This window comes from Pedobacter sp. ASV1-7, assembly GCF_040203335.1.
Lineage (GTDB): Bacteria > Bacteroidota > Bacteroidia > Sphingobacteriales > Sphingobacteriaceae > Pedobacter.
The window spans coordinates 52,864-79,810 of the sequence record NZ_JBEHBV010000009.1 but is presented as its reverse complement, the minus strand read 5'-3'; the positions used below and the strand labels follow the sequence as shown (position 1 = coordinate 79,810).

Below are 26,947 nucleotides of genomic sequence, written 5' to 3'. Positions count from 1 at the left end.
TTATCAGTTTAACATAAAAGTGATCAGTGCAAGTTAAGCAGAGCGGTAAGGGTTATCATGATTCAGCAGCCCTTTAACCAAAGCTTTCCACTGCGGATAAGAGAAGCCAACCTTAGCGCCCCAGCCCACAAAAGTATTGCGAATATTGTCCAGCGTAATGTCCGTATCGGTATTAGGAACCTCATTGCGGCCATGCTCTTCCGCATATATGGTACTGCCAATGCGCTTCACCTGGAAAGTAGATGTTGCCTGATCAGTAAGAAAATGTGCAGTGTCTTCATTGTCGGTCAGAGGATTTGCGGAAGGCCTGGCGGTCATGCTCAACACCTCTGCATCATCCATTACCTGCATTTTAATTTCTTCAATAATTACCCAGTCGTAACCACCGCCGTTTTGGCCACCAGGCCCCGGGATATCAATCCGAATATGATCACCACTTGTCGCTTTACGCTGCACCAGATTTCCTGCTGCATCTGTCAAAAAAAAGTCTGACATCGATCCTCCTGCAATTTCCCTCCAGCAGTTTACATCCAGCAAACGTTCCTTTACAGTTTTAAAAAAATGAATTGCTTCTGGCTCAGAAGCCAGCTGTATCTTTTCAACCGCATTCATTTCCGAGCCTGTGTACTGATGCGGCACATGTGACGCTCCCGGCTCATTATTTTCTTTATTTGTTTCCATAGTTTTATAGGTTAGATTTATCTTTATCACCGAGGCTACCAAAGCCCATAGTTCCCAAAATTTCATTGATTGAAAAATAAGCACCGCAGACAAATTCATCAGCAACGCCATAATAAATCGCCGGCCGATCTCCATCCATCACACATCCATTGCTGGAATACGACATAACCGAAAAATCCGCTAAACTCATAATTCTCCGTCGGTACCATAATAGGCTCAGTGGTTCTTTGCAATGATTACAGAAGCATCTTCCAACTTCATTAAAAATAGCTTCCGGAATACTGATGATAATCATTAACCACCCAGGTAAGAAAATGTTTCGTCTGTATGATATTTAAACACGAAGTTCCAGCAATTGGGAATTATTTTTAATACAGTAACGTAACCAGCGGACGGCTTTGAGAAAAAATGAATGGAGGCCTTTGAGTTGAAAATGGATTTGAGCGTTTTTCTGAATTTAATACTTGAAAATTATACGATCTGAGTAATCCTGGTTAATTCCCCCCTTCCAAATTCAATTGCTTAAACAATTCCTTAGTAATGACCTTTACATTACAACCCAGCTGCTCATAACTGCAGTGTCTTAACCCAAGTGGAAAAGGCACACCATTTTCCCTTTTTATCAAATCAATTGTAATCACAGCACTCGGAAATACCAAATCCTCTCCCTGCATCAACCCAAAGACAGACCTGGCAAAACCCTCATCATTCCCAAGCGAAAAACATCCGTAAGTCTCCATCCCTTTCAGCGTTCTGATATTCAGCGAAATCTCATACCTTGTTTCCATCCTCTATCACATAAAAGAGCCGCTCCCCAAAGAGCGGCCCGGTCAACCTAAATTTAAAACCCATTAATTACTTAATCTCAATCTGGCGGGATTGTACTTTCGCCTCTTCCCGTTTAGGGATATCAATACACAGCACCCCATCATTGTATTTGGCCGCAATTCCATTCTGATCAGCCGTTTCAGGCAAAGTAAAAGAACGTAGAAACGAACTATAGCTGTATTCCCTTTTCGCATAATTACGCTCTTGTTTTTGATCCTCATGCACCTGCTCGACCGAAATACTCAGCACATCCCTTTCCAGCTTCAACTTAAAATCCTCTTTTTTCAGACCAGGGGCAGCCAGCTCCACATGAAAATGATCTGCACTTTCCGAAATGTTCGCTGCAGGCACCTTAGCCATCATGCGGTCCGAGAAAAAAGTATCATTGAAAACAGAATCGAAAACATCATTAAAGCCTGGCATTAATGAGTTGTTAGTTTTTGGATTAAATTTAACCAGTGTCATAGGTTTTTCCTCCTTAATTTGATTTAATGATTAAAACATACAATTAATTAAACTCATGAACATTGCGTTCAATTACCTTATTACAAGCCAAATGCCAATGCCAAAAACACCCCCTCAGACTGAAAATTTTTCAGCAGAAATGAAAAAATTTCAGTTTCCAAATGTCAAAAATTCACCTCCAAGTCCCGAATGAAACCATTCCGCACCGAAACTATATTTATCCGCAATTGTTAACCTAGTCAAGTAACGAATCTTTAACAGGAGCATATACCCCTTCAGATGAAATCAATATTGAATATGAACAATACCGGAAAAAACATATTATATCTCAGCTTAGCACTCGGTGCCTGTGCAATACTCTTCAATGCCTGCAAAGTCAGCATACCAAAGGGAGCCAAAGCAATAAAACCATTTGACAGCAAACGTTACCTGGGCAAATGGTATGAAATCGCACGCCTTGATTTTAAATATGAAAAGAACCTCAATAATGTCACCGCAACCTATACCGAAAAAGATAAGGGTCAAATCCAGGTAGACAACCGGGGTTACAATACCGTAAAAAAAGAATGGAAACAAAGCATAGGCAAAGCCAAACTGGTAAAAGGACCAGACGAGGCCAGGTTAAAAGTTTCCTTTTTCGGCCCATTTTATGCAGGTTATAACGTGATCGCTATCGACAAAGATTACCAATATGCACTGGTGGCCGGCAATAACCTAAAATACCTGTGGATACTTTCCAGAACAAGCACAATACCCGAGTCCGTTAAAAAAGATTATCTCGCGCAAGCTGAAAAATTAGGTTACCGCACAGCCGATCTGGTTTGGACAGCCCATAACAGTCAATAAGCACCCAATGAAACAAATTATCTTTTTTGGCGATAGCCTTACCGCAGGATACGGCCTGCGCTCAGCCTCCACTGAATCCTTTCCGGCAATTTTACAGCAGAAAATCAACCAAAGCGGTTTTCCTTACCAAATCATTAATGCAGGAATCAGCGGCGATACCACTCAATCTGCTTTATACCGACTGGAAAACGTACTGCGATCGCCAGCAACTATATTTATCCTCGCCCTGGGTGCAAATGACATGCTCCGCAGTCATTCACCCGCTGCAACAGCCGCCAATCTGGAAAAGATTATCTTACGCGTAAAAGAAACCAACCCGGAAGTTAAGCTGGCTTTATTGGGAATGGAACTTCCTGGCTGGATCACCCAGGCAAGAGCCGAGCCTTACCGCAAACTTTATAGAAGCCTTTCCGAGAAATACGGAATGAGTTATCTTCCATTTTTACTCGAAGGCGTTGCCGGAAAGCCAGAGCTGAATATCCCTGATGGACTTCACCCCAATGCGGCAGGTTACCAGATCATCGCTGAGCGGGTATGGCCATTGTTACATAGTATGCTGGAAATTCCAGGTGAGCAGGTATAAGATCAGCGCTGCATGCGGTTTCTAAATCAGACCCTAATCATCAAACATAACGCCCCTCATAAAAAACCAAAGCCCGGTAAAACCGGGCCTCAGTAAAGATCAAAACTAAACATGGATCGCCTAAATATTTGACTGTAAACTTCTGAAACAATTAAAGTGAGCTGACAATCCGCTCGTAATCAAGCTACTCCTGCTCAATTTTAAACAATAATGCATTTACATTGTTAAATAAGATAAATACTACAAGTGATGGAACAATTTAAAATAGAAGTAGCAGATAACGGGCAAGGGAAGTTTTACGACATCAAACCTTTAGGTAACGCACGCTACCAGATTTACATTGAAGGAGAAACCATAGGAACGATTCAATTAGATGAAAAAGACCATGCCCGATGCGAAAGCCAGGGCTGCGAACTGGATATGCCACTGCTGAATTCCATCAGAGATCAAATTCAAGCACATGAAAACTGGAAACTTTAACCAAAACATCACACTATGCCCTGGCCCAAAGGAACCTATCCACCCTCCTATAAGAACCTTCCCGTTAAACTCAGGGAAAAAGCAGTAGAAATCGCCAACGCCATTTTAGAAGAAAGCGGCGATGAAGGACTGGCTATTGCAACAGGCCTGAAAAAAGCCAAAGAACTCCGGCAAAAAAAGAAAGGGAAAGATTAAAGCAGTAGCTCCCCTCAAACCATATAGTTTTAACCTACATTTTACCATCATGGCAACAACAAAAGAACTTATCCAGCAAATCAACCAGCTGTTTACCGAAAACAAAATGGAGTCTTTTATGGACTACTTCGCAGAAGACGTAGTCTGGGACATGTACAGCACCGCATCAGGTCATACCACCTTTAACGGAGTCGCAGAAATCAACCAGATGGATACCAGCAATATGCCCGAGCATAGTAATTTCCACTTCAGTACCATCGTTATTGAAGGCGATATGGCCTCGGTACAGGGCAGCAGTACTACTACAAAAAAAGACGGCACCCAGTATGAAAGTAACTTTTGCGACATCTACCATTTTAAAAACGATAAAATCGTAAAAATGAGTTCCTATGTAGTGGACAACATCAAATAGCAAAACAGCCCCTCCCGCAACCCTTTTTGATTAACCTCAAACAAAAATGAGGTCAGGCTTCAATGCAAGGGAATTTTGCAGACATTTATTTTATGCAATCAGGTTTACTTTATAGACAATACACCTTGGTTCAGCAGTCAAGGCAGGTCGTTTTTCAGTTCCTGAAAGAAAACCTCATGGATGATCTGGCAAAGCCACTCCCCGTCTTTATGGACAAAACCATATCCTATATGTATGTGCATATTGCCAATACCTATATCGCCTGGGCAGGGAATTTTGCAATGAATGGTTCCTCCACTTACTACGATCAGGACGAGCCTTTAAATATAGCCCAGATCGAAAACCTGTTTGCAGAGGTAGATGAAATCATGGCAGGTTTTATCGCACATTTCTCAGCCATCCCAACGCAGAATGTTAAAGGCCATAAATGGCCGGAAAAATATATTGAAACTGATGCTTACAGCATATTCACTCATGTCATTACCCACGAGTTTCATCATAAAGGCCATGCGATGACCATGGCCAGGCTGCTCGGTCACACCCCTCCGGATACGGATGTGATGCGCTTTTTTTGAAGGAATTTCATCATCAACAATCAATCAATATATCGAATAAATAAGATCAAGATTGTTCAAGAAATTCCTGTAAATTTGCAACAAAATAACGCCTGTGAAAAATAAATCAATTGAAGAACTTCAGCAGGAAATTGCTGCTGACAAAGTCCGTATCAAAGAATTGATGCAGATCAATGAAGAACTGACTGATTTTATCGAAAATGCAGCCCTTCCCCTTCACTGGGTGAATCACCTGGGAATCATCACCTGGGCCAATCAGGCTGAACTCAGTGCATTGGGTTATGAAAAAGATGAATATATCGGACAACCCATCAGTGCCTTCCATGCCGATGCTGAGATTATTGAAGACATTTTATGCAGGCTAAAAAATAATGAAACACTCCACAACTACCGCGCAAGACTCAAATGTAAAGATGGCTCCATCAAACATGTACTGATCAGCTCTAATGTATTAACCAGGGACGGAAAATTTATCCATACGCGCTGCTTCACCAGGGATGTCACCGCTATTGTTCAGCAAGAGCAGCGTAAAAATGATTTTGTCTCTATGGTTAGCCATGAACTTAAAACACCGCTGACTTCCATTTTAGCCTTCATTCAGGTCATGCTGTCCAGGTCTGCAAAATCCGGGGATGCATTCATCACCCAATCCCTCCGGAGAACCGAGAAACTGGCATTGGGCATGACAAAAATGATCAATGACTTCCTTCATATCTCCAGGCTTGAACAAGCTGAAGTCAACCTCAACACTGAGTCATTGGAACTTCACCTGCTCATTCAAGAGGTTGTTCAGGAATTACAGTTGACGCACCATTCCCATAACATCAAACTCATACATAGCGGACAGGTACGTATTGCTGCAGACCATGCAAAGATCAGTCAGGTGCTGATCAACCTGATCAGTAATGCCATTAAATACTCTCCTGAGTCAAGTACCATCACTGTAGGCTATGAGCCTGAAGGCTCAAGGGTGAAAATATTTGTCCAGGACATGGGCATTGGAATTGCAAAAGCAGATCAAAAAAAACTATTTCAACGCTTCCAAAGAATAGAGAATCTCGCGACCAAACACACCACAGGCTTTGGCATCGGTCTTTATCTTGTCGCTGAATTCCTGCGTTACCACAACAGCATAATTCAGGTTGACAGTAAACAAGGCGAAGGATCTACTTTTTATTTTTTCCTGGATATCGAGCCTCAAGATTAAGGATCAGCCAGACCATATCCAACAGTATAAAGCTAATGGAAAAAGCGGTGATGAAGTACTCTTCATAACCACAGTCCTGAAAAAGGCCAAAGAATTCCCGCAAAAAAAGAAAGTAAAAGACAAACATTAAAGCACTAGATCCATACCATCGCGCAGGCATTCTACCTTAACCTCATCTAAGCTATCCAACATCTGCTGGTCAAAATGCGTCAATAGCATCCTCTTACAGGAGAATTCAGGCAAACGGCTTTCCAGCTCCAGGTAATTCATATGCCCTTTCACCTTCAAATCAAAGAAATTGCACTCACAGATAAATACATCGGCCCGTTCACTTAAAGCAAACAAGACATCCGTCCAGGAAGTGTCACCCGAATAAGCCATCACTTTCCCTGCAACTTCAATTCGCAGACCATGAGGCAAAGCCCTTTCAGAATGAATCACATCAAAAGCCTGTACACGCCAGCTTCCTAAATCCATTATTTCGTTAACATTATATTCCAAGAACTCCATATCCAGCTTTCCCAGCACTTCACTCCCGGGATAAAGCAGATCCAGTAAAGCAGCAATCCGCCGTTGACCGCCCAACGGGCTGATGATCTGAAATTTCTTAGTTCTGCCATTGACTGCCGCATCCAGCAAAACGAAAGGTACGCCACCGTAATGATCCCCATGAAAGTGACTAATCACAATCGCATCAATTTCATCCACCCGAATACCTCGTTGTTTGAGCCCAGTTAAACTGCTCGCACCACAATCCACCAAAAACCGAGTTGAACCCGCATCTACATAAAAACAGGTATTTAACCTCCCGCCACTCCCGAAGGCATCACCACAACCAATTACTTTCAGCTTAACCTCACTCATTTCCAAATCTTTAAAAGTCCGTCCGCTGATTGAGCATATACTGGATCATGTTGAGGTAATCCCACCTGAGCTATCTTTCCCCTTACATCCTCTGGCCACTTATCCTCCAATCGGATCAGGTCGGGCTCCTTACCATCGGGATATGCCCCAACTACCGAAAAATCCTTACTGTGTTGAATGGACCTATGCCCCGTCCCTGCCGGAAGTATCAACACATCTCCTGCATGAAATTCCAGCTGTTGCCCCTGTTCACCACCCAGTTGCAGGGTTGCTGTACCGGAATATATACCCAATACTTCATGTGTATTACTGTGGTAATGATGATAATCATATACCCGCCAGCGAAACGCATTTGTCCAACCATTTTCCTCAAAATGATCTTCCAGCCAGTCCGCCGCATGCTCAGGCTCAAATTCAATTACCTTTCGGTAAACAACGACAGGAAGACTATTATTGGGTGTAACTCCGTCATCCATAAAATGATAAATTTCAGCAGTATTCATAAACCATTAAATTTTGCAAACGTAAATAAATTGGCCAGTCTCTTCAGCCAAAGATGCGGAGATCTGACCCAAGCCATTCCAGTAAATTTAAAGTTGAGGCTATTGTTTAAACTTTAGTTCTCTAAACTGTACGCTCCATATCGGAAGGATCATACTTTTTTGAGCATTCAATATCCGCTGATACAGTTTTTTAAAGTTTTGCCCATGTGGCTTCTTCTGCTTAACCGGGCTAAGGGTTTTATCTTTCATGATGCCAGCTCCTTTCTTAGTTACCTGTATTACAATTCCCGCTGCAATATTGTTCTAAGAAATATATAAATAACTGTATACTAAATCAATAACCGCCAGCTCATCAATCAAGTCGCCGCTGAAACACCAATAGATTTTCAGATCGTGCATGCTGTATTTTTAAACAAAACATTTGAATTGATTTTTAATTTGTTTAAATTGGATTGAGATCGAAAGCCCATGCAGATTACCCCTGACTCATTGAAAGCACACGATTATACCCGTAAAATGCGTGCCCTTTCCCGTAAAGGTGCCGCACTGAAAAAGAAGTCACGGGAATTAAATGAAGTACTGAATGCAACATTTAAAAAGTGCGCAGAACTGCTTAAGCCCAATAAGGACAAAGGAAAATAGAACTTTTATTCACAATTGCGCGGTAGCTTTGCCCTTATGATCCCAATGGTCTTTGACCAGCTTACCTTCAGCCTCAGTCAGCAAACGTCTTGCATACCGCTCACCATTAATTTTACCATTGGTATCCTTTTACCCCATAAATAACAAAATAGGCCAGCCCTGGTCATCTGTTTTAAACGCAAGATCATACCTGCCGGATCTAAGTTCAATCATGGAATCTGTTGCATACCGTTTACCGAGTACTTTTAAAATGGTTTCTTTTAACATCAGCGTTAGGTTTATATTTCACTGGTACAATTGCTGCTCGTCTGTATAATAAGATTTACGTCCCCCAATCTCCTCCACCAGTATCTTTTTACCGGTCGGACTTTCTTTGATCCGGGCGCCATGGATTTTTAAAAAGTCCTTAATCTCTCCACCCAGCTCATCGGGTAACATTTTACTGACCTGCTCAATTTCCTTACGCAATAACTTTCCGATCACCTGATGCAACTCCTTTACTTTCGATTTTGGAATCGCTTTAGCGGGCGAGAAGGGAGAAATCCTTGCCTCCCATAAAATTTCATCCGCATAAGTATTGCCGATACCCCGAATGATATGCTGATCCATCAATACCGTTTTTATCGGCGCTTTCTTTTTCGCCAAAACCTTTTCCAGATAGGCCACATTCATTTCTTTGGAAAGTGCATCCGGCACCTCCGAGACTGCAGGATTTAAGGTAGGGGTTGCAGCTTTTTGAAAGTCTGACAATGCAAAACCATCCCCTGCTTTAAAATAAAATGAAATAATGGAATATTTTATTTTATCATTCGCTTCAATCAGCTTTAGTTGTCCATGCAGCATCAGGTGTAATCCTAATACGCTATCAGCTCCAAAATGCAGCTGGATGGTTTTTCCTTCGCGTTTTACCGCAGTCAGCTGATGCCCTTCTAAAGTTTCCTTTAGCTCCTTTTCAGGCACATTCAACTTTTTAGCTACCTGCACTTCCAGGCGCTCCAGGGTCTTATGCTTAAACCGTTTTTCCAGGTTAACAGCGAAAACTTCAAGATCAGGTAATTCCGGCATATGTAGATGTATTAAAATTAAAGACTTAATCAGAACAATATTGAAAAGATAAAGTTTCAGAGATTGTGAACCTCCTTTATTTTTAGCTTCAAAGCGAAAAAGTCTGTATCTGGTTAAGTAGTCAGTATTACCTCAAACCGGTATCAGACTTTGAACTCTTTAAAACAAGCATATTCTCAATTCGCGAATTGAGAATCAAGCAAATTCAGTACTCAAATTTCATAGATCAAATCAACACTATTTAAAATTCCTCCCGCCATGAAATACCTCTTTTGGCACTTCTTCCCTAGTCTCCCTGCTTTTATTCTGAGCAGAAATTGGTGCAGATTTTTCATCACCCCTAGCTAATGTTAAAACCGGCAGATCATCAACTTCACGCTGTACAAGTTTACCCAGCATCTTAGTAAAATCAAAACACTTACTCACAATCACGTGTACCACATGGCCCTCCCGCTGCAATCTACCCTCGACCATCAGTAACCTGGAATGCAGAATTTCCTTACGATAGGTATCAAACAACTTCTCAAATACGACCAAATTTGAATAACCTGATTCATCTTCAATCGTAATAAAACAAACCCCACCAGCCGTTCCAGGCCGCTGACGAACCAACACCAATCCAGCTACCTTAACCAGCTGCCCATTAACCGAATCATTATTAATCGTATAACAGGACCGGATATTTAACATATCCAGCTGAGAACGCACGAAACTCACAGGATGTGCTTTTAGTGATAAACCAACGGTGGCATAATCTTGTACCACATGTTCCCCCTTACTCATCAGCGGCAATTCTACCTGCGTTTCCAACACACTTTCCGAAGCCTGCCCCTTAAACAATTCCACAGGCATATCCTGCAATGCCGATACTTCCCATAATGCTTTCCTTCGATCCATTCCCATAGACCGGAAGGCATCCGCATCAGCCAGTTTTTCCAATGCGCCTAAGGACACCCCAGCATCCCGCAAAGCAGTTATAGACTTATAGCCATCCCCCCTAGCCTCCACCAAAGCCTCCATTTCATCCTCGCGAACTCCCTTGATCTCCCTGAAACCTAAGCGAAGTGCGAAATACTTACCCGATTGCTCTTCCAACTTATTGTCCCATAAAGAATAATTCACATCTACCTCACGAACCTCAACACCATGTTTCTGTGCATCTATGACAATCTGCGCTGGCTGATAAAAGCCCATCGGCATACTATTCAACAGTGCCGCAGCAAAAACATCAGGATAATAATGTTTCACCCAGCAGGAAACATACACCAATAAAGCGAAACTTGCTGCATGAGATTCCGGAAAGCCATAACTTCCGAATCCCTCCAGCTGTTTAAAAATCCGCTTCGCAAATTCAACCGTATAACCTTTACCCACCATACCTTCAATCAGTTTCTGCTCATACTGATTGACAGCCCCCTGAAATTTAAATGTGGCCATACTCCTTCGCAGGCCATCCGCCTCAGCAGGCGTAAAACCAGCCGCAACAATCGCAATCTTCATCGCCTGCTCCTGAAACAGTGGTACCCCTAATGTTCTTCCCAGAATCTCTTTCAATTCTGGTGACGGATAAACAACAGGTTCTTCCCCATTGCGCCTTCTCAAATAAGGATGCACCATATCTCCCTGGATTGGACCTGGACGAACAATTGCAACCTCAATCACCAGGTCATAAAATTCTCGGGGTTTTAACCTCGGTAGCATAGACATCTGTGCCCGGCTTTCAATTTGGAATACACCCAGTGTATCAGCCAGACAAATCATATCATACACATCCGGATCGTCCTGAGGAATATTGGCCAGCGTAAATTGCTTCCCGTAATGATCCCGGCAAAGATCAAATCCCTTTCTTATACAAGTCAGCATACCCAAGGCCAGCACATCCACCTTTAAAAAACCCAAAGCATCAATATCATCCTTGTTCCATTCAATATTGGTACGATCTTCCATTCTGGCATTTAGGATCGGGCAAAGATCAGTAAGCTTACCTTGAGTAACCACAAACCCACCAGTATGTTGTCCCAACTGACGTGGGAAACCCATCATCTGCCCGGTCAGTTCCAGCGTCTTTTTCAAATGCGGATCATTCGGATTCAGCCCCGATTCAGTGATCCTTTTACCTTCAAACCATTCATTGGTATACTCCCATAGCGAACCTGAAAGCCTATTGATGGTATCTAGAGATAATCCCATAGCTTTACCCACATCCCGGATCGCACCCTTTTGATGTTGCTGGGTTACCGTTGCTACAATGGCTGCACGGTCACGGCCATACTTATTATAAATATATTGGATAATCTCCTCCCTGCGTTCATGCTCAAAATCCACATCAATATCAGGAGGCTCATTCCTCTCAGGAGAAATAAAGCGTTCAAAAAGCAAATCGAATTTCATGGGGTTAACCGAAGTAATACCCAAGACAAAGCAGATCGCAGAATTCGCTGCAGAGCCCCTCCCCTGGCAAAGAATCCCCCTGGACCTGGCCTCACGAACGATATCTTCCACAAACAAAAAGTAATTCGCATAGTCCATCTGCTTGACAAAAGCCATTTCATGATTGATCATATGCACAACCTTATCAGGAACTACCTCTCCATATAACTCATGTGCGCCTTTCCAGGTGAGGTATTCCAGCTCTTCCAATGGAGAACGTCCACTTTGATTGATTTCTTCCGGATAAACATATTTCAATTCATCCAGCGAAAAATTACAGGCTTCAGCAATGACATTGGTATTTTCAATAGCTTCTGGATATTTACGAAATAACCGCTGCATCTCCTCCACCTCCTTCATATAGCGCTCTGCATTCTGGTGCAAACGAAATCCAGCCTCCTGTATCGTGCATTTTTCCCGAACACAGCTCAGCACATCCTGTAATTCCCTGCGGGAGGGATCATGATAATGTACATCATTAGTCGCTACTACCGGAATGCCATAAAAATCAGAAAGCTGCCTGGTCCTAAAAATTAACTTATCATCATTACCCAGGTAAGTCCTGGTGGCAGCAAGATACAGCTGTCCACCCAGTGCCTCACGGTATTGCGCTACTGCTGAAATAAAACTGGCCTCATACTCAAACCTGCGGTTAAGCAGCCCAGGCATCACCAGCGTAAAAATCATTCCTTTGCTATGCGAATAGACATCCGAGCGGGAAATGTGACAGGAACCTTTTTCCGCCCGCATATTTCCCAACGTAAGTAAGGCAGACAACCTTCCATAAGCTTCCTTATCAGTTGGGTACGCCAGTAAACTCGGTCCATCCAGCAGGTCCAGCCTGCAAGCCGGGATCAGTTTTACATTCTTTCCCCGGCAAGCCGAATGCGCACGGACAATACCTGCCAATGTATTCCGATCTGTTATCGCAATCTTCTGATATCCAAAAACCTCCGCCTGATTCACCAGTTCATGCGCATGTGAAGCACCACGCAAAAAACTGAAATTCGAAGTCACCTGTAATTCACTATATCCCATAACACCCTTCCTTTACGCAAAAAATCCATGAATAAACCACTGGTATTTCTCATCACCACCATAATGGCCGGAGCGAAACAGCCAGTACCGCGCGCCCTGATCATCCTCCACCTGGTAATAATCCCTATGTTCACCCACATCCAGCCACCATTCCCGTTCAATCCGCTCAGGCCCGTCAGCCTTAACCACCAGATGTCTAACTCCTTTGTAAATAAAAAACTTAGGCGGGTGATCAGGAATCAGCGCCATGACCTCAATCGGATCTGGTCGCTTCAGCAATTCGGTTGGGCGTGGTTGCTCCATCCGCCAATCTCTTGCGGGTTTTTCTGTAATTGATCCCGCCGGTAAGACCGCACGTTCCGGCCAGTAACGAGCCGCCGGTAAATACCGATGGATTACCTCAGCACCGACCCTCCCGGTAACCCGGTCTAATAACCGAATGACACTCTGATCATCCAGTCCCGGCTTTGTTGTCCACATCGCTTCCTGCGGCACTTCCACATCATCTACCTTCGGTGCATCCAACACAAAAAGTTCAATCCCCAACCCAGGGCGGATCTGGTCAATCTTCAACTGAAAAAGCTTAAACAAATGACTCAGGCTATGGCTAGCACCACTGGTTCCAATCAGCACCTGAACGACCTTTCCATCCATACGGTAGCCCCTCAACACACCAGTCCGAAGTCCTTTTCCCTCAGCCTGCATGCGCTTACATAAACTTTCCAGCATTTTAGTGATCGCAATTTCAATTCCTGTCCGGGTTTTGATCGGCTCCAGACAAGGTAAGCGCTCCTGAAACGGAACAGGAACCTGCAAAGGCACCAGCACCTCATCTTCTGTTCCCAATGCCTGAGCCAGTCGCAACAGAAACCCTTCCCCAAAACGCCTGCGCAATACTGAACGCGGCATCCCTATAAAGCTTTTGATCTGGTAAAATCCCAGCTTACGAAGTTTAGCCAGTACTGAACCTTCTAATCGCAAAGCCTCCGGCACCAAAGAAAGTAAAGCCTCAGGATGTCCCCCAACAGGAATCAGTGGCGTCACTTTCCCGAAATGCGAAACCGCCCATGCAGCACCTGGAGTATCAGCGATCGCCACCCGAACAGCATAACCCTTGCTTTTTAACCGAAAAATGATCTCTTTTAAATACGCCCTTTCATCACCCCAAAGGTGCGTGCATCCCGAAACATCCAATAGCAGGCCATCCATACCAAACTCATCAATAGCAACAATGGGTGAATACCTCACGCACCATTCCCCAAGACCCCGAAGTAAATTCATTGGACGGCCTGGCTTATCTTCCAGAACTTCAAGTCCCGGACAAATTGCTTTGGCATCAGCTGCCCGCATACCTGGCTCCACACCGGATTCGGCTGCAAGTGAACTCACCGCAGTAATCATCATGCGCCCATGATCCGGCGCAGCAAATACAAAGGGCACATCAACAAGTTCAGGCCTGCGGATCAGCTGCCAGTCAGCCAGTAGCTGGCGGAACCATATGGAAACAAAACGCCTTTGCATCACACCTATCCAATTTGCCTCTTCTGTTTTTCAGTCCACAGGGATTGCTCAGCAAGCTTATCAACTGCTGCAAAATTTTCTCCCGCCCATTCCAGCACCCAGCTCCCAGGATTACCGTTACGTACCTTCAGCAGCTCCACCTGCCATCTGGGAAACCCCAAACCTGGAAGACCATTTTCAGTATCAGATGGCAAAGGACTGATCTTCCACCGCGCAGTAGCTACTGTACTCGCTGCTTTACTCGCATCCTTTCGAAGAATAAATCCAGTCACCCCACTTTGCTCAACCGCTAACTGCAACCTGCGGGATTCGATTAAACTCAAATTATTCAACTCAGCGACTACCGCTGCCAGTCCTTCACACTTCAAGGCTTCTTCAGTAATCCACAGTGCATCTTTCTCTGACTTGACATCCATAAAAATGATCCGTTCCGGCTCAACATTAAAGGTACTCAGTGAAGCAGGAAACAACCTGCGGGATGTACTCACCCAGACACAAGCGGCACCATCCTGCATCAAAACAGCCAGCAGACCAGCAATGAAACCATCACTGCATGCAGCATCCTCCGGCAAAACAGTGATAAACTCATGAATAGCTCTTTTGGGAAATACCCCGCCGGGAAATGCCTGTTCAATTTCACCAAGCCCAACCCTTTCAGCTTTAGCCCCAGCCTGAGGCTTAAAGCCCTGCCAAAGCAAGATATCCTGCTGCAGTTTGATTAATATTTCTTTTTTAGCATCCATAATTCATCCCCTTAATACGACAGTTATGCCAGCATCCGTCAAATACACAACAAACATAATACTAAAATTGTTAGCAAATATTTAAATGTTAACAATTTTATGAATTTTGTTAACAACAAGGCGATACAACCACTTAAAGTCATATACACACAATTATAAATACTAATATTTTTAGTTATTTATAAGAATTTTTATATTTGTACCATGAACCTGTTTTCAGCAACGGAATTATTTGATGGAGGTGTAAAACGATATACAGATTTCCGCCTGCCTGATACTGAGCTACGGTTATGGCAGCATCTTTTTGATAAACCAGACGCGGATGCTTACTACAACATCCTTTTAAAGGAATCTCCATGGCAGCAGCGCATGCGAAAAATGTATGATAAAACGATTCCCGATCCCAGGCTGACGGCTTACTATGGTGGAGAAAATGGACATGCTTGGACTCCGGTATTACTTGAAATTAAAGCATCGGTAGAAAAGATCACAAACATCCGCTTCGACCGAGTCCTGTTAAACCTCTATAGAAATGGGAAAGATTCAGTAGCCTGGCATAGTGATACGCTACCGGTCGACGGGAAACACCATCACATAGCTTCCCTCACTTTTGGAGACACCAGAATCTTTAAAGTTCGTCATAAGTTCACCAAAGATCAATCAGGATTGGATATTCCACTCACACACGGGAGTTTACTATTAATGGGTGATACCATGCAGGAATATTACGAACATCACATTCCTAAAACTACAAGAGCGGTTGGTCCCCGCATCAACCTTACTTTCCGGATTTCAGAATCCTCAAAACCAGTTTATTTTGATGAGACTACCAGAATTTTGCCTAAGGTTAAGGGCAGGATAGCTACCCAGGGATTTTAAGAAATCATTATCATACATTATATTTGACCTGATGAGTTTACCATTGAGGATTACATACCGAGGGAAAGATTATACCTATACCATACTAACAAAGCTGATTAGTAAAGACACCAAAGAGATCAAAATCAGCCTCAATAATGAAGAGTTGACCCTGGTACAGAACCAGAAAAAAGAATGGCAAATCATAGAGCGTACTATCGCTGATGAAGGCGGCTTGATTGAAGCAATTGCCAGAACTGTATCCTTACGATATCGCCTGTAAATTAATTACTGAACTCAGAAATTTCAATCCATTTGAAGGAGCATACATTGCAAAACTTCAGATTTCACAAGCGCAAATCTGCTCGCCGATTTCTTCTACAAACCATAAAGGGAGCTGACCAAAGCCATTCCAGAAAATTCCTACCGCAGTAATCTCCGGATAAAGATCAGCTAAAATCTTATTTCTATCGCACACGCGGTAAACACCATTATCCATAGGTAAAACGGTCAGCTGCATGCCGGATGCTTTAATTTTATAAGGTTCTATCTCATTATAAAAAGCTTTCATAGCATATGGTGTTCTGTGATTAACTCTCCAATCTGTTGAATAAAATCATCATCAAGTTCACTTTCAGTCGCCCATTTAACCCATTTGAGCTGATCACCCCCAGCTTCCTGAAAAATCACGCCTAGCTTATGATCACCTTCCATGATCCGGTAAAGACCATTTTCAAGTGGTTCAATTTTAAAGCGGTCTTCCAAAAGTTGTATTTCAAATGATTCCATATCTATAGATAACAACAAGGTCAGCGTTAGGTTTTTGCAGCAATAACAAAGGCCTTCAATTTGTGCAGTTTCCCATCAAGAAACTGCCATACATCGCAATAAGCATAATCCACCATTTTACCCTCTTCATCCTTCAGGCTGATCTGACCGAGTGCAGTTACAAAATCATCCTCAGCAATCAAGCGCTCAACCCTAAATTTCGGTGGCTCAACATAAACCTTTGCCATATATTCCCGAACAGCCTGTTTGCCCTGCAAAGTCTGTTCACCGACAAAAGTCCAACGCGTGTCTGCTGTACAGAAAGAAAGAAACCCTTCATAGTCACCTTTGGTAATGGCAGCATTTGCCTGTTCCAATATTTGCTTATTGTTTTCCGTCATTTGCTCAGGCTTTATTTAAATATACTTTTACCGCCTCAATCACATTTCCAACTTCCCGAACCGCTTCTTTCAGTTCATCATTGGTCACCTTCAACTGACTGGTCCAATATTGAATTTCATAATCGTTTTCCATATTGATATAAGCTGCATCAGCAAATTGATCCTGTTCTTTCATACATTTCCCCTTTAATATCCCTCTTCTATTACTTTGATTAGCGCTCTTGCGGCCGGACCAGCAGATAAAGGATTCTGCCCTGTCACCAGCAATCCGTCTATTTCCACGTGACTTACAAAAGGTATCATTGCGCTGAATAGGTTGGCTCCAAGTTCTTTTAACCTGGTTTCCAATTGATAAGGAACATTCCCTGCTCTCCCCACCATAGTTTCTTCCACATTGGTAAAAGCAGAAATATTTTTCCCATCCAAAAAACCCGGTTGTAACTCCTCCACTTTAATCAAAGCAGCCGGACCATGGCAAACTGCCGCCACAGGCTTTCCGGAATTATAAAAATCAAGAATCAATCTTCCACTGTTTCCATCAGTTGCCAAGTCCCAGATCGGACCATGCCCACCAGGATAAAACACCGCATCATAATCTGAAGCATCCATCAGCGCCAATTCATAAGTTCGAGCAAAAGCAATCTTCGCGCTTTCATCATCCTGGAATCTGCGATTAGCACCCGTAATGTTTTCAGTCAGCTCACTCATCGGATCAACCGGCGGCCTGCCACCCTTAGGACTAGCCAGCGTAACGCGGTAACCCGCATCAATAAATTCATAATAAGGATCCGTAAACTCACCCAACCATACTCCCGTCTTACTATCAGTATGCTCCATCTCCGCATGAGAAGTCAGCACCATCAAAATGTGTTTCTTAAGATTCTCCATATTTTATTTCTTTTCCAAGTATCGATTACCCTTTTATAAAAGGATCTACAACCTATACCCAACATCCTGAAATATAGAATGTTTCAAAAAAATCAATTAAAAATTTCTATAAACAATGCGCTAAACTGAATGTTATAAGAGTCTAATCACCAGCCGTATTTGGCCCTTAATGATATGACTATGAACAATCCAAAGAAAACTCCCAAACCCGGATCAGCAGAATACAACGTTGAAAAAACAGAAGAACTGACCACACCAAAATTTCATAGCAGCACCGATCACAGGAGCAGTCAGGAATTACCAGCTACAGAAAATCTGAATGACGAGCTTAAAAAAGTAAAAACCAACCCGGAACGCAGCACACCAAAACCAGACTTAGGCAATAAAAGAGCAGATGACGAAGACCAAAAGGAAAAGTTAATCACTCCCTGATCACACACAGCTGTTTATCACATAAAAATTAATCACTAATCCCCTTTATTATGAACTATAGAAAAATCATCCAAAATACCTTACAAACACAAAAAGACCATAGCCTAACCGCCTTTGCACTCCTCGCCGGACTTGCAGCAGGCGCCGCATTAGCTGTAATATTCGCGCCAAAATCCGGACGTGAATCCAGAAAGCTATTGGCCGAAAAACTCTGCTCTGGACAACCAACCCATCAGGATGAATTGGAAGAACATTTGTTTGATGATTTGCGGGAAACCACGCGTGAACATGCGGATCAACTTCAGGGGCCGGAAGGTAAGCGAAAAGATCCAACACAAATTAAAATACCCTCAGCAGGTACCACAGCTTGGAAAGCTAATTCCCTGGCAGAATAAAAATATACCTCTGGTTATTGAGTAACCAGAGGTAGCCATTAACTCATAAACCCTATGTGCCTGCGTATTTAAGCTCGTATGTTTTAAGTCTTGCATCCAATCCGTTTTCCTTTTAGACATTATCATTCAATGATGAGCCATTTGTAATTAAACTGTTAAGTATTACTTGTGAAGCAGCTTCACTAAAATCAATACCAGAATAATCTGGATTATATCCACCTATATAAGGGACTGCCATGATATATATCCTTGGGTTAGCAAATCCGTTACGATCAATGACCTGAAAACTGTCATTGATCCTGACCCCGGGGACAATCATAAAATATTGTCCCTTTTGATCTCTATCCACCATTTCATTTCCTTTTCCCAACTCCTCAGCCCCAATCTTCCGCGAACGAAACCTGAGTCTGGCCGGACTTACCACCCCCTTATCGATTAGCGACTGGAATGGAAAATCTTTAAAAGCAAGCGGCGGCTGACCAACACAGTCAATAAAGGTTTTATAATATTCTTTAACCTCTTGATGACGTTCATCAGTATACACATAGTTTATCCCACCGCTATCAACAGGCAAAACCTCACTATCATCCCCTACAGCTACCAGCGAAAGTACCCCCGCATCATGAAGTGCCATTAAATCTCTACAGGAACTTTGCGGAACAAAAGCGATGATAATAGAAATCAGCGGCATCAACACTTTCTGAAGGCGCTGCATATCCTCCGCTGAAAGATACTTAGCCGGATAATTCATCGCAAAACTTAGTACAGCGAGCATTTCTTTCCAATGAATAGATTCCTGGTTCCTGATCGACTTTTCTGCTTCAATGTATTCTTGCTTTAACAATTCAAAGGGATCCAGGTTTTCCCGTCTACCCATCATATCCTCCACGAATTCCTCTATACTCATGTGCTTAATGTGTTTATAGAACTCGGGATTCTTTTCAATAAAAATTTCTTTAAAGTTCTTTTCAAATACGAAGTCCAAAGCAACAAATCCATCATTTTCTAAGAGGTGTTGCTTAAGTTCAGCCTTACTCAGTAACCCCTCGCCATTGAGTTGGGAATCCTCCAAATGAAACCTAACAGCCGGCAATAAACCATTGCGCGAATGCATTACTATCCGAAAATTAGCAGAAGAGTCATCCAGATTAAATATCAACTTATTATCCGCTCCCGTAGTAAATGTTCCATTTGCCCTGGCTAAGGTCCGGATTGCATCGATAGCAGTTAGCGATGAACCCTTGATGGCCACTGGATGATTTAACTGCTGTTTTAATTTTGCCGGAGGATATGGAGAATCATAATAACCTGGAATTTTATCTTCAAACTTCCTGGGCCAGTTATGTCCAATACAGACAATAACATGATCAAATTCCATCCATTCATCTCCGTTTATCTGGATACTAGCCAGCCCCGTCTCCTCATCGTCGAACATTGCGGTCACATTAGCCTCCAGATGAACATTGGTAGTGATACCATCTCCCTTTGCACGCTCACGCAATAAATCAAACTGGGAACTTAAATAAGCTCCGAAAAAAAGTCTGGGTAGCACTTTGTACTCATTAAATTTTTCCGCAATGATGTCAAAACGACTGAGCAGGTCAGCAGGTGCACTAACTACCCATTCTGCGATAGAATTATATATGGTAGGGATTTCATTATCAGAAACATTGGTAATGTGCTCCTCATTGGCCCCCTCAGGACTATAAGGCATTCCCGCACCCAGATATTTTTTCCGCTCAAAAATATGGATATCAAAGCTTTGATTACCTGATTCGACCAATCGTTTGTACATAAAAAGGCCACTGGGCCCACCACCCAGTATAGCAATTTTTTTATTCCTTGTTTTGTTATCCATGTAATAATTATCAAATAGATGACCTACGAAACGAAGCTAAGCAAAGACAGAACGTTTCATTAAATCAATACAGTAATGCAATTCAACGATAAATTGTTTTACCCTAAGCCAGATAATTCTTTTTTACTAAACAATCACCTGATCAAAACAGTTAATTGATATAAAAATATCACCCTTGCTTAATCGTATGCTATGAATCAGAAATCTGAAACCCTTCCAAATAAAAAGTTGTTTATGGTATTGCTTGGTTCAAAAGCACCTGAACGTAATGTTGAACAACACGATTATTTTTTTGGAATTGCAGATTCATTAGCAGAACTGGTGCCGCAGCTCAAAGCATTCTGGCCAGAAGCCGGCTCAAGTCTCCATATAGACGGCTGGCGTGAGGTGAACCTGGTAGATAGTTATCAGATTACGGTGATTGAAAAAACTCAAAATACTGCCAGTTCTCTAAATAAACTATTTTTCATAAACCTGGGCGGATACCAGCGCGGCAAATTGGAAGAACAGCACTATACCGTGCTTTGTGTGAAACCAGATAAAGCTCAAGCTATTCAGGATTCAAAAAAGACTATATTTTTTAAGTCCAATAGCATTAAAGGAGCAAATTCCCATATCGATGAAAAGTACGGAATAGATGTAGACGATGTTTATCGGCTTGAAGACATCCTGAATGCCGATTTAAAAGCCAGGTATCAAATTCAGATTTCTCCCGCCGGAAATGATGTAACTGAAGATCATGTTCACTTAGGCTATTTCAGACTGGATAAAATTTAAATGATTTGCCAGATAAGAAAGTCCCCTCTATCAGTCCTTTAAGGACGTTTTGTTTTTATCTGAGAAAACTCTAAACCATTCTCTACCGCGAATGTTAAAGTAGGACATCAACGAAAATAGAAATGGAAAACAACACAGTAAACACAGAAATCTTAAACGATCTGATACAGATCAACAACGACAGAATTACAGGTTATGAAAGAGCAGTTGAAGAATTAAAGGAACAAGACAGCGACCTGAAACCCTTATTTCTACAAATGATCCGTCAAAGTGGCCAGCACAAGGCAACGCTGACACAGGAAGTTCAGGTACTGGGTGCCCCCGCAGAGACAGGGACAACCACATCGGGAAAAATATATCGTGCCTGGATGGACGTAAAAGCAATATTTACAGGCCATGACCGTGAAACTGTTTTAAACAATTGTGAATTTGGTGAAGACGCCGCCCAAAAAGCCTACAAAATGGCTTTAGAGACCGAAGGACTTTCCGGAAACTTAAGAAGTATTATTACTGAGCAGAAAACTGATCTGAGAACCTCACACGATCAAATTAAGGCGCTAAGAGATAGCGTATCTTCATAAGTAGAATAAATGCATTGAGGTAGAAATCGTCATCTGCAAAACCAGGGACTAAAGGCAGATTAATGATCACTGAAGTCCCTGGTTATTATCGCGGATTCTATTTCTCCTACACAAAAACCTTACTCAAATGCCCTCTTCTGTCATCAAAAGCTATAGTTATGACCCTACAAAATGTTTATTGTACATTACTTTTGTATCAGGAATCACTTATGTATACAAATCAGTTCCAGCCGATATTGCTAATATGTTAAAGGCCGCGGGATCAAAAGGCAGGTATTTTAATCATTTCATTAAAGGCAGTTTTAAATACCGCAAACTAAGGAGTAAAATTTAAGCGCTATCAGCAAAGACTTGGCCTCCCTTCAATGATCGCCTGTATCAAAAGGCTCCCACTCTTCTTCAATTTTTCCCACAAAATCGATGCCTTAAATTAAGGCTGTCCATCACCACCTGCCACTCCATAAACCTGACCTGTGGTATAACTGGAATCGCTTGCTGCCAGCTGAACGTAGATAGAACACAATTCAGCAGGTTGACCTGGTCGGCCTAAAGGTGTATGGCCACCGAAATTTTTCAGCTTTTCCATTGTAGCACCACCACTCACCTGTAAAGGCGTCCATATCGGACCCGGAGCCACCCCGTTTACCCGAATCCCTTTTGGTCCCAATTGCTTGGCAAGCGACCTTACATAACTGGTATTGGCAGCCTTAGTCTGCGCGTAATCAAATAACTCAGGCGAAGGATCAGTAGCCTGCACAGAGGTTGTAGCAATAATTACAGAACCAGGCTTCAAATGTGGCAAAGCAGCCTTTGTAATCCAAAAGGGCGCATAAACATTGGTTTTCATCGTCGAATCAAAATCCTCCGCGCTAATATCCAAAATAGACGGCCGGGTTTGCTGATGTGCGGCATTATTGATCAGAATATCCAATCCACCTAAAGCTTTCACTGCCTTTTCAACCAGCTGCTTGCAGAAAGCTTCCTCGCGTAAATCACCTGGAATAGCTACCGCTTTACGTCCTTCTTTTTCTATAAGTTCAATAACTTCTTTCGCATCAGGTTCTTCCGCCGGCAGGTAATTAATCGCCACATCCGCTCCTTCCCGTGCATAGGCAATCGCAGCCGCACGGCCCATCCCGGAATCCCCACCAGTAATCAGCGCCTTACGACCAATCAAACGGCCTGAGCCTACATAACTAGTCTCGCCATGATCAGGTACGGGATCCATTTTACCGGCCAGTCCCGGCCAGGGTTGTTTTTGTGCTTTAAAAGGTGGTTTAGGATATTTCTTTTTCGGATCCTCCAGCTTAGCAGAAACCGATTGACCACCAGCATTACTTTCCTTCTTTTTCATCGCTTTATCAGTTAAGGTTTCAAAACTACATTTACACCATCATCTATTCTCTTAAACAACTCATATCCAACGGTTTGTGAAATAATGATATTTTCATCATAACATTCCCTGTGAATTATTGGAACAACCTAAAATTGAGATTGTTTAATAATTTTTCAGTTTAATTTTATTCAAACATTCTTAAACAAAATATAAAACACAATGTTAATACCAACCGAGAACCTGCAATTAACTATTAAAAACATTTACTTATGAAAAACCAATTGAGCAATCAAATTTTAGAACCCCTGGACACCTTCGGTTTAAGGACCACAGGAAAGGAGAACATCGATCAGGGAGAAAGAATTGTATCCTTACTGGCAGGAAGCTGGTTACTATACAAAAGTTTAAAAAAAATTGGCAAACATCCCTTCCTTGGTCTTCAAGGCGCTGCTGCAGGTGGACTAATGCTTTATCGCGGAGCCACAGGAGTTTGTCCTCTCTATCAAAAACTTGGAAAAGACACCACAGATCCTCAGGCCATCAACATTACCGAAGACATCATCGTCAATGCGCCAATAGATAAAGTATATGCCTTCTGGCGCGAGCTATCCAACCTCCCCAAATTTATGGAACACCTGAAAAGTGTAGAGGAAATCAGTGAGGAAGTTTCCCTATGGACAGCCAATACTCCCGGTGGACTGATAGATTTAAACTGGAACGCTGAGATTACCAGAGAAGAAAAAGGAACCTATCTTGGCTGGCAATCCCTGGAAGGATCAATGATAGACAATGCAGGTAAAATAGAATTCCGTGAAACCTTGAATGGTACAGGAACTGAACTGCACATAGAAATCGACTACTTTCCACCAGCAGGCAGTGTTGGCAGAGGCATAGCATCTTTGTTCAATGGAATATTCGAGCGTATGATCCGGGAAGACATCCAGCGTTTCAAGACCTACGCAGAGGAAACTGATTTTAAACAATACGCAGGCTTATCCCTATAAATGATGAAACCAGTCCCCACTGATTTAGCAGAACTATATCTTCAGCAACTCAAGGGCTGTCTTAGCTCAGAAAAGAAGTACGGTAAGGTTATAGAAAAACTAGCTGCTGCTGCAGCTACGGACGAACTTAAAAGAGCGCTGGCATTAACCTCGGCTGATCTCCCACAACAAAAGGAACGCATCAAGCAATGCCTGGCTTTATTAAACCGTAAAGCAACTGCTGCTACCAGTAAAACTGATCTACCTTTTCTGGAGCACATTAAGCAAAACAAAGTTATGGCAAAACCCTCAGTACTCAATGATATTAAAATACTGCACACCAGTCAACAAATATTCCAGACTAAAGTAATAGCCTATCAAAACCTGCAGCTCATGGCCAGTGTTTTAGAACAAGAGCATGCTGTACTATTGCTGGAACAAAGCACAAACGATAATCAGAATAATTACGGTCATCTCGTGCAACTTTCAGGCAACATTATATATCCTGAAGCCAAAAACAACAAATAAAAAAGAAAAACAAAGGACCTAACAAATTGCAAACAGAAATTTTAAACTAAATACATCAACATCATGGGAAATCTACTTTATACCATCGCCGTCATCCTGGTCATCATTTGGGCCATTAGTTTCTTCGGCGGTTTTTACACCGGAGGAATTATTCATATCCTGATTGTTATTGCCATCATTGCAATCGTACTGGGTGTGATCCGAAGGGCAGCGTAAAAATTAGTTCAGGCCCTTGAAATAAAGGGCCTGATTAGCTTCAGCTAACCTAGCTGTGGCTTAAACCTCTCTAAAGGTGGACACAATAGAAAAAGAAAAACATATACCGGAATTGGTTGTTCTTTAAAAGGAACAGTTTTCATTAATTCCCTAAGACTATGGAAAATAAACAAGATAACCACGGAAAAGAGCAAACGCCCAAAAAAACAGTTTATAAAGAAACAGAAGAGCGTATCAATGAAAAAAAACCTGATAGCGGAGAAACCTCATCAGTAGCCGATCTGGGAAGAACTGACTTGATCTCCAGACCCGAACGAAAACATAAACCCCTTGGATCAAGTCATGAACCAGGAACTACCCCTGGAAGTGATTTATAACTATGCAACAAAGGCGCTTATTAGAATCAGCGCCTTTGTTTTATAAACAGGTATATGCTTTCTTAATACCCAATACAAAACATCTAAATCAAATGACTTGCTAATGTAAGCGCCCAAGCCATGTACTCCATAAAGCCTGTCAATATTATATTTACAGCTCATGTAGATAATAGGTAAATGGGGATAAACCATTCTAATCTTAAAACAAATCGCTTTACAAAGCTCGCCACTCAAAAGTGAAAAATCCCCCTCCATTACGGTCAGAATTTCCCCACTAAAAAACCAAACCAATTACCTCTTGCCACTACTTATTAAAAACAGACTTGATTTTATCAATAAAGCCTGTTCTCTTACTTTTTTGTTTTTCAGTTCCAATCAAAAAACCATAAGGCTGCAGATCCGGAACATGATCACAAACAATTTTGAGCATTCCAAGCAAAGGAATCGCAAGCACCATTCCCGCCACACCCCATATCATCTCCCCCAATACTATCGCAAGAATAGTAAACAACGGATTGATATTTACCTGCTCTCCAACAATAAGCGGTTCAAGAATATAGGTTTGAATAAACTGAACCAAAGCATAAGTCACCAATACACCGATAACCATCCGGCTGTCCCCTCCCTGAGCAAGTACGGAAAGTAGCGTCACCGCAGTCCCGGTTAGATTTCCAACAAATGGAATAATCTCCAGAATACCACACAATACAGCGAAAAAGATCGCACTTTCTACCCCAACGATGCTAAAACCAATTCCATACATAACCCACAAAACCACAATCATCGTAGCCAGCCCACTCAAATACCGCTGTGCTACTTTCCCTGCCTGGTGTACCACACCATCCGCTTTACTTTTTTCATCTCCAGGTACCAGCTTCAGAATAAACTTTTTAATATGCGAACGGTACAATAAGAATAAAAACATATACACCAATACCAGCACAGTATTAACCAGTATATCCATAATCCCCCCTGCAAAGCTAGCCAGCATATTCCCCGAATCACTACCACCTGCCTGCTCCTTTATCATCTCTTTTTGTTGCTTCACATCTATACCGGCCTTTTCATAAACCCAATGCTGAAAGTTAGAAAACAGACTGACTACCCTTTGCTTCATGGCATCTATATTCTCCACAAGACCATTGAGCTGCCAGCCCAGCAAAAAAATAACTAATGCAATAGCCGACACAAAACCAACTATACACAACAGCGAGGCTATTCCCCTACTCATTCCTTTACTTTCCAACCAATTACAGAACCTGATAAAAAGCATAGAAAAAACGGCTGCCAGTGTAACAGGAATAAGAAAGGGCCCCGAAAAATATAAGCCTGCAAAAGACAAAATAAAAAAAAGTAGGATATAGATTGTGCGTTGTAGTTTAGTCATACCTGTTCTAACAAATCCTAAAGCAAACTGTTTTCGTGTTCTATTAGTCCATCGCATTTGCAATCGAAAACAGGAAATTCCCAT

Annotated in this window: 39 protein-coding genes; 19 read left to right on the top strand and 20 right to left on the bottom strand. The window is 42.3% G+C overall.

All coding sequences use genetic code 11. The features are described 5' to 3' along the window. Positions 1–33 precede the first annotated feature (33 nt). The 4 genes from ABDJ41_RS18990 to ABDJ41_RS18975 form a co-directional block, all read right to left on the bottom strand. The gene (locus ABDJ41_RS18990) at positions 34–681 is read right to left on the bottom strand and encodes a hypothetical protein (RefSeq protein ID WP_349787676.1); all 648 of its coding nucleotides are present in this window, start codon (positions 679–681) and stop codon (positions 34–36) included. A gap of 4 nt (positions 682–685) precedes the next feature. Further along, a complete protein-coding gene (locus ABDJ41_RS18985; protein ID WP_349787675.1) occupies positions 686–871 on the bottom strand; it encodes a hypothetical protein in 186 nt (61 codons plus the stop codon). Positions 872–1,175: 304 nt separating this feature from the next. Then, positions 1,176–1,469, bottom strand: a complete 294-nt coding sequence (locus ABDJ41_RS18980; RefSeq protein WP_349787673.1) for a hypothetical protein — start codon at positions 1,467–1,469, stop codon at positions 1,176–1,178. A 67-nt stretch (positions 1,470–1,536) separates the two neighbouring features. Next, the gene (locus tag ABDJ41_RS18975; RefSeq protein ID WP_349787672.1) at positions 1,537–1,974 is read right to left on the bottom strand and encodes an Hsp20/alpha crystallin family protein; all 438 of its coding nucleotides are present in this window, start codon (positions 1,972–1,974) and stop codon (positions 1,537–1,539) included. A gap of 279 nt (positions 1,975–2,253) precedes the next feature. On the opposite strand from ABDJ41_RS18975, the gene ABDJ41_RS18970 reads away from it, so the two are divergent. From ABDJ41_RS18970 to ABDJ41_RS18940, 7 genes are all read left to right on the top strand, one after another. Then, positions 2,254–2,820, top strand: a complete 567-nt coding sequence (locus tag ABDJ41_RS18970) for a lipocalin family protein (protein WP_349787670.1) — start codon at positions 2,254–2,256, stop codon at positions 2,818–2,820. Positions 2,821–2,827: 7 nt separating this feature from the next. Further along, entirely contained in the window at positions 2,828–3,403 is a 576-nt protein-coding gene (locus tag ABDJ41_RS18965; RefSeq protein ID WP_349787669.1) for an arylesterase, read from the top strand. 249 nt (positions 3,404–3,652) lie between these two features. After that, positions 3,653–3,883 carry a hypothetical protein gene (locus ABDJ41_RS18960; RefSeq protein ID WP_349787846.1) on the top strand — a complete coding sequence of 77 codons (231 nt, stop codon included), beginning with the start codon at positions 3,653–3,655 and terminating at the stop codon, positions 3,881–3,883. 15 nt (positions 3,884–3,898) lie between these two features. After that, complete coding sequence (locus ABDJ41_RS18955; protein WP_349787668.1) at positions 3,899–4,078, top strand: DUF2188 domain-containing protein; 180 nt, start codon at positions 3,899–3,901, stop codon at positions 4,076–4,078. A 49-nt stretch (positions 4,079–4,127) separates the two neighbouring features. Beyond that, positions 4,128–4,490, top strand: a complete 363-nt coding sequence (locus ABDJ41_RS18950) for a nuclear transport factor 2 family protein (RefSeq protein ID WP_349787667.1) — start codon at positions 4,128–4,130, stop codon at positions 4,488–4,490. A gap of 62 nt (positions 4,491–4,552) precedes the next feature. Beyond that, complete coding sequence (locus tag ABDJ41_RS18945) at positions 4,553–5,065, top strand: DinB family protein (RefSeq protein WP_349787666.1); 513 nt, start codon at positions 4,553–4,555, stop codon at positions 5,063–5,065. 94 nt (positions 5,066–5,159) lie between these two features. Further along, entirely contained in the window at positions 5,160–6,272 is a 1,113-nt protein-coding gene (locus ABDJ41_RS18940) for a PAS domain-containing sensor histidine kinase (RefSeq protein WP_349787664.1), read from the top strand. 126 nt (positions 6,273–6,398) lie between these two features. Here ABDJ41_RS18940 and ABDJ41_RS18935 read toward each other — a convergent pair whose 3' ends face one another. The 3 genes from ABDJ41_RS18935 to ABDJ41_RS18925 all read right to left on the bottom strand — a co-directional run bounded on the left by ABDJ41_RS18935 (position 6,399) and on the right by ABDJ41_RS18925 (position 7,888). Next, the gene (locus tag ABDJ41_RS18935; protein ID WP_349787663.1) at positions 6,399–7,136 is read right to left on the bottom strand and encodes an MBL fold metallo-hydrolase; all 738 of its coding nucleotides are present in this window, start codon (positions 7,134–7,136) and stop codon (positions 6,399–6,401) included. Further along, complete coding sequence (locus ABDJ41_RS18930; RefSeq protein WP_349787662.1) at positions 7,133–7,639, bottom strand: cupin domain-containing protein; 507 nt, start codon at positions 7,637–7,639, stop codon at positions 7,133–7,135. The genes ABDJ41_RS18935 and ABDJ41_RS18930 overlap by 4 nt, the downstream gene beginning before the upstream one ends. Before the next feature lie 99 nt (positions 7,640–7,738). Next, positions 7,739–7,888, bottom strand: a complete 150-nt coding sequence (locus ABDJ41_RS18925) for a hypothetical protein (RefSeq protein WP_349787661.1) — start codon at positions 7,886–7,888, stop codon at positions 7,739–7,741. 219 nt (positions 7,889–8,107) lie between these two features. Here ABDJ41_RS18925 and ABDJ41_RS18920 point away from each other — a divergent pair, with 219 nt between their 5' ends. Further along, positions 8,108–8,281, top strand: a complete 174-nt coding sequence (locus tag ABDJ41_RS18920; RefSeq protein ID WP_349787659.1) for a hypothetical protein — start codon at positions 8,108–8,110, stop codon at positions 8,279–8,281. Between the two features lie 129 nt (positions 8,282–8,410). Here ABDJ41_RS18920 and ABDJ41_RS18915 read toward each other — a convergent pair whose 3' ends face one another. From ABDJ41_RS18915 to ABDJ41_RS18895, 5 genes are all read right to left on the bottom strand, one after another. Beyond that, positions 8,411–8,548: a hypothetical protein gene (locus tag ABDJ41_RS18915; protein WP_349787658.1), complete on the bottom strand. Its 138-nt coding sequence runs from the start codon at positions 8,546–8,548 to the stop codon at positions 8,411–8,413. 18 nt (positions 8,549–8,566) lie between these two features. Continuing rightward, positions 8,567–9,346: an Fpg/Nei family DNA glycosylase gene (locus tag ABDJ41_RS18910; RefSeq protein WP_349787657.1), complete on the bottom strand. Its 780-nt coding sequence runs from the start codon at positions 9,344–9,346 to the stop codon at positions 8,567–8,569. Between the two features lie 237 nt (positions 9,347–9,583). Next, entirely contained in the window at positions 9,584–12,814 is a 3,231-nt protein-coding gene (locus tag ABDJ41_RS18905) for an error-prone DNA polymerase (protein WP_349787656.1), read from the bottom strand. A 12-nt stretch (positions 12,815–12,826) separates the two neighbouring features. After that, a complete protein-coding gene (locus ABDJ41_RS18900) occupies positions 12,827–14,335 on the bottom strand; it encodes a Y-family DNA polymerase (RefSeq protein ID WP_349787845.1) in 1,509 nt (502 codons plus the stop codon). A gap of 5 nt (positions 14,336–14,340) precedes the next feature. Continuing rightward, positions 14,341–15,033, bottom strand: a complete 693-nt coding sequence (locus tag ABDJ41_RS18895) for an ImuA family protein (protein ID WP_349787655.1) — start codon at positions 15,031–15,033, stop codon at positions 14,341–14,343. 249 nt (positions 15,034–15,282) lie between these two features. On the opposite strand from ABDJ41_RS18895, the gene ABDJ41_RS18890 reads away from it, so the two are divergent. Both ABDJ41_RS18890 and ABDJ41_RS18885 read left to right on the top strand, forming a co-directional pair. Beyond that, complete coding sequence (locus ABDJ41_RS18890; RefSeq protein ID WP_349787654.1) at positions 15,283–15,957, top strand: alpha-ketoglutarate-dependent dioxygenase AlkB family protein; 675 nt, start codon at positions 15,283–15,285, stop codon at positions 15,955–15,957. A 31-nt stretch (positions 15,958–15,988) separates the two neighbouring features. Continuing rightward, entirely contained in the window at positions 15,989–16,219 is a 231-nt protein-coding gene (locus ABDJ41_RS18885; RefSeq protein WP_349787653.1) for a hypothetical protein, read from the top strand. 57 nt (positions 16,220–16,276) lie between these two features. Here the strand turns inward: ABDJ41_RS18885 and ABDJ41_RS18880 are convergent, their stop codons facing one another. From ABDJ41_RS18880 to ABDJ41_RS18860, 5 genes are read right to left on the bottom strand one after another with little or no spacing between them, the layout of a single operon-like run. Next, positions 16,277–16,507 (bottom strand): hypothetical protein, encoded by a 231-nt coding sequence (locus ABDJ41_RS18880; RefSeq protein ID WP_349787652.1) that lies wholly within the window; start codon positions 16,505–16,507, stop codon positions 16,277–16,279. After that, positions 16,504–16,725, bottom strand: a complete 222-nt coding sequence (locus tag ABDJ41_RS18875; protein ID WP_349787651.1) for a hypothetical protein — start codon at positions 16,723–16,725, stop codon at positions 16,504–16,506. Before ABDJ41_RS18875 ends, ABDJ41_RS18880 begins: the two co-directional genes overlap by 4 nt. Before the next feature lie 26 nt (positions 16,726–16,751). Next, positions 16,752–17,105: a nuclear transport factor 2 family protein gene (locus tag ABDJ41_RS18870; protein WP_349787650.1), complete on the bottom strand. Its 354-nt coding sequence runs from the start codon at positions 17,103–17,105 to the stop codon at positions 16,752–16,754. A 4-nt stretch (positions 17,106–17,109) separates the two neighbouring features. Next, positions 17,110–17,280, bottom strand: a complete 171-nt coding sequence (locus tag ABDJ41_RS18865) for a DUF3606 domain-containing protein (RefSeq protein WP_349787649.1) — start codon at positions 17,278–17,280, stop codon at positions 17,110–17,112. An 11-nt stretch (positions 17,281–17,291) separates the two neighbouring features. Then, on the bottom strand, positions 17,292–17,993 hold the full coding sequence (locus ABDJ41_RS18860) for a type 1 glutamine amidotransferase domain-containing protein (protein WP_349787647.1): 702 nt from the start codon (positions 17,991–17,993) through the stop codon (positions 17,292–17,294). A gap of 180 nt (positions 17,994–18,173) precedes the next feature. Between ABDJ41_RS18860 and ABDJ41_RS18855 the strand changes: the two genes are divergently transcribed. Together ABDJ41_RS18855 and ABDJ41_RS18850 are read left to right on the top strand one after the other, a co-directional pair. Then, positions 18,174–18,425, top strand: coding sequence for a hypothetical protein (locus tag ABDJ41_RS18855; RefSeq protein ID WP_349787646.1), 252 nt, complete (start codon positions 18,174–18,176; stop codon positions 18,423–18,425). 50 nt (positions 18,426–18,475) lie between these two features. After that, positions 18,476–18,820 (top strand): YtxH domain-containing protein, encoded by a 345-nt coding sequence (locus ABDJ41_RS18850; protein ID WP_349787645.1) that lies wholly within the window; start codon positions 18,476–18,478, stop codon positions 18,818–18,820. A gap of 112 nt (positions 18,821–18,932) precedes the next feature. Here the strand turns inward: ABDJ41_RS18850 and ABDJ41_RS18845 are convergent, their stop codons facing one another. Continuing rightward, positions 18,933–20,678: an FAD/NAD(P)-binding protein gene (locus tag ABDJ41_RS18845; protein ID WP_349787644.1), complete on the bottom strand. Its 1,746-nt coding sequence runs from the start codon at positions 20,676–20,678 to the stop codon at positions 18,933–18,935. Positions 20,679–20,870: 192 nt separating this feature from the next. On the opposite strand from ABDJ41_RS18845, the gene ABDJ41_RS18840 reads away from it, so the two are divergent. From ABDJ41_RS18840 to ABDJ41_RS18830, 3 genes are all read left to right on the top strand, one after another. Continuing rightward, on the top strand, positions 20,871–21,455 hold the full coding sequence (locus tag ABDJ41_RS18840; protein WP_349787643.1) for a DUF1543 domain-containing protein: 585 nt from the start codon (positions 20,871–20,873) through the stop codon (positions 21,453–21,455). Between the two features lie 122 nt (positions 21,456–21,577). After that, positions 21,578–22,036, top strand: a complete 459-nt coding sequence (locus ABDJ41_RS18835; protein ID WP_349787642.1) for a ferritin-like domain-containing protein — start codon at positions 21,578–21,580, stop codon at positions 22,034–22,036. A gap of 127 nt (positions 22,037–22,163) precedes the next feature. Continuing rightward, positions 22,164–22,370 (top strand): KTSC domain-containing protein, encoded by a 207-nt coding sequence (locus ABDJ41_RS18830; RefSeq protein ID WP_349787641.1) that lies wholly within the window; start codon positions 22,164–22,166, stop codon positions 22,368–22,370. A 96-nt stretch (positions 22,371–22,466) separates the two neighbouring features. Here the strand turns inward: ABDJ41_RS18830 and ABDJ41_RS18825 are convergent, their stop codons facing one another. After that, positions 22,467–23,390: an SDR family oxidoreductase gene (locus ABDJ41_RS18825; RefSeq protein ID WP_349787640.1), complete on the bottom strand. Its 924-nt coding sequence runs from the start codon at positions 23,388–23,390 to the stop codon at positions 22,467–22,469. 251 nt (positions 23,391–23,641) lie between these two features. Between ABDJ41_RS18825 and ABDJ41_RS18820 the strand changes: the two genes are divergently transcribed. The 4 genes from ABDJ41_RS18820 to ABDJ41_RS18805 all read left to right on the top strand — a co-directional run bounded on the left by ABDJ41_RS18820 (position 23,642) and on the right by ABDJ41_RS18805 (position 25,476). Beyond that, positions 23,642–24,376 carry an SRPBCC family protein gene (locus ABDJ41_RS18820; RefSeq protein ID WP_349787639.1) on the top strand — a complete coding sequence of 245 codons (735 nt, stop codon included), beginning with the start codon at positions 23,642–23,644 and terminating at the stop codon, positions 24,374–24,376. Beyond that, a complete protein-coding gene (locus ABDJ41_RS18815) occupies positions 24,377–24,883 on the top strand; it encodes a DUF892 family protein (protein WP_349787638.1) in 507 nt (168 codons plus the stop codon). 63 nt (positions 24,884–24,946) lie between these two features. Next, positions 24,947–25,099, top strand: coding sequence for a lmo0937 family membrane protein (locus ABDJ41_RS18810; RefSeq protein WP_152541993.1), 153 nt, complete (start codon positions 24,947–24,949; stop codon positions 25,097–25,099). 158 nt (positions 25,100–25,257) lie between these two features. After that, a complete protein-coding gene (locus ABDJ41_RS18805; protein ID WP_349787637.1) occupies positions 25,258–25,476 on the top strand; it encodes a hypothetical protein in 219 nt (72 codons plus the stop codon). Positions 25,477–25,780: 304 nt separating this feature from the next. Here the strand turns inward: ABDJ41_RS18805 and ABDJ41_RS18800 are convergent, their stop codons facing one another. Beyond that, positions 25,781–26,863, bottom strand: coding sequence for an AI-2E family transporter (locus tag ABDJ41_RS18800; protein ID WP_349787635.1), 1,083 nt, complete (start codon positions 26,861–26,863; stop codon positions 25,781–25,783). Positions 26,864–26,947: the final 84 nt, after the last annotated feature.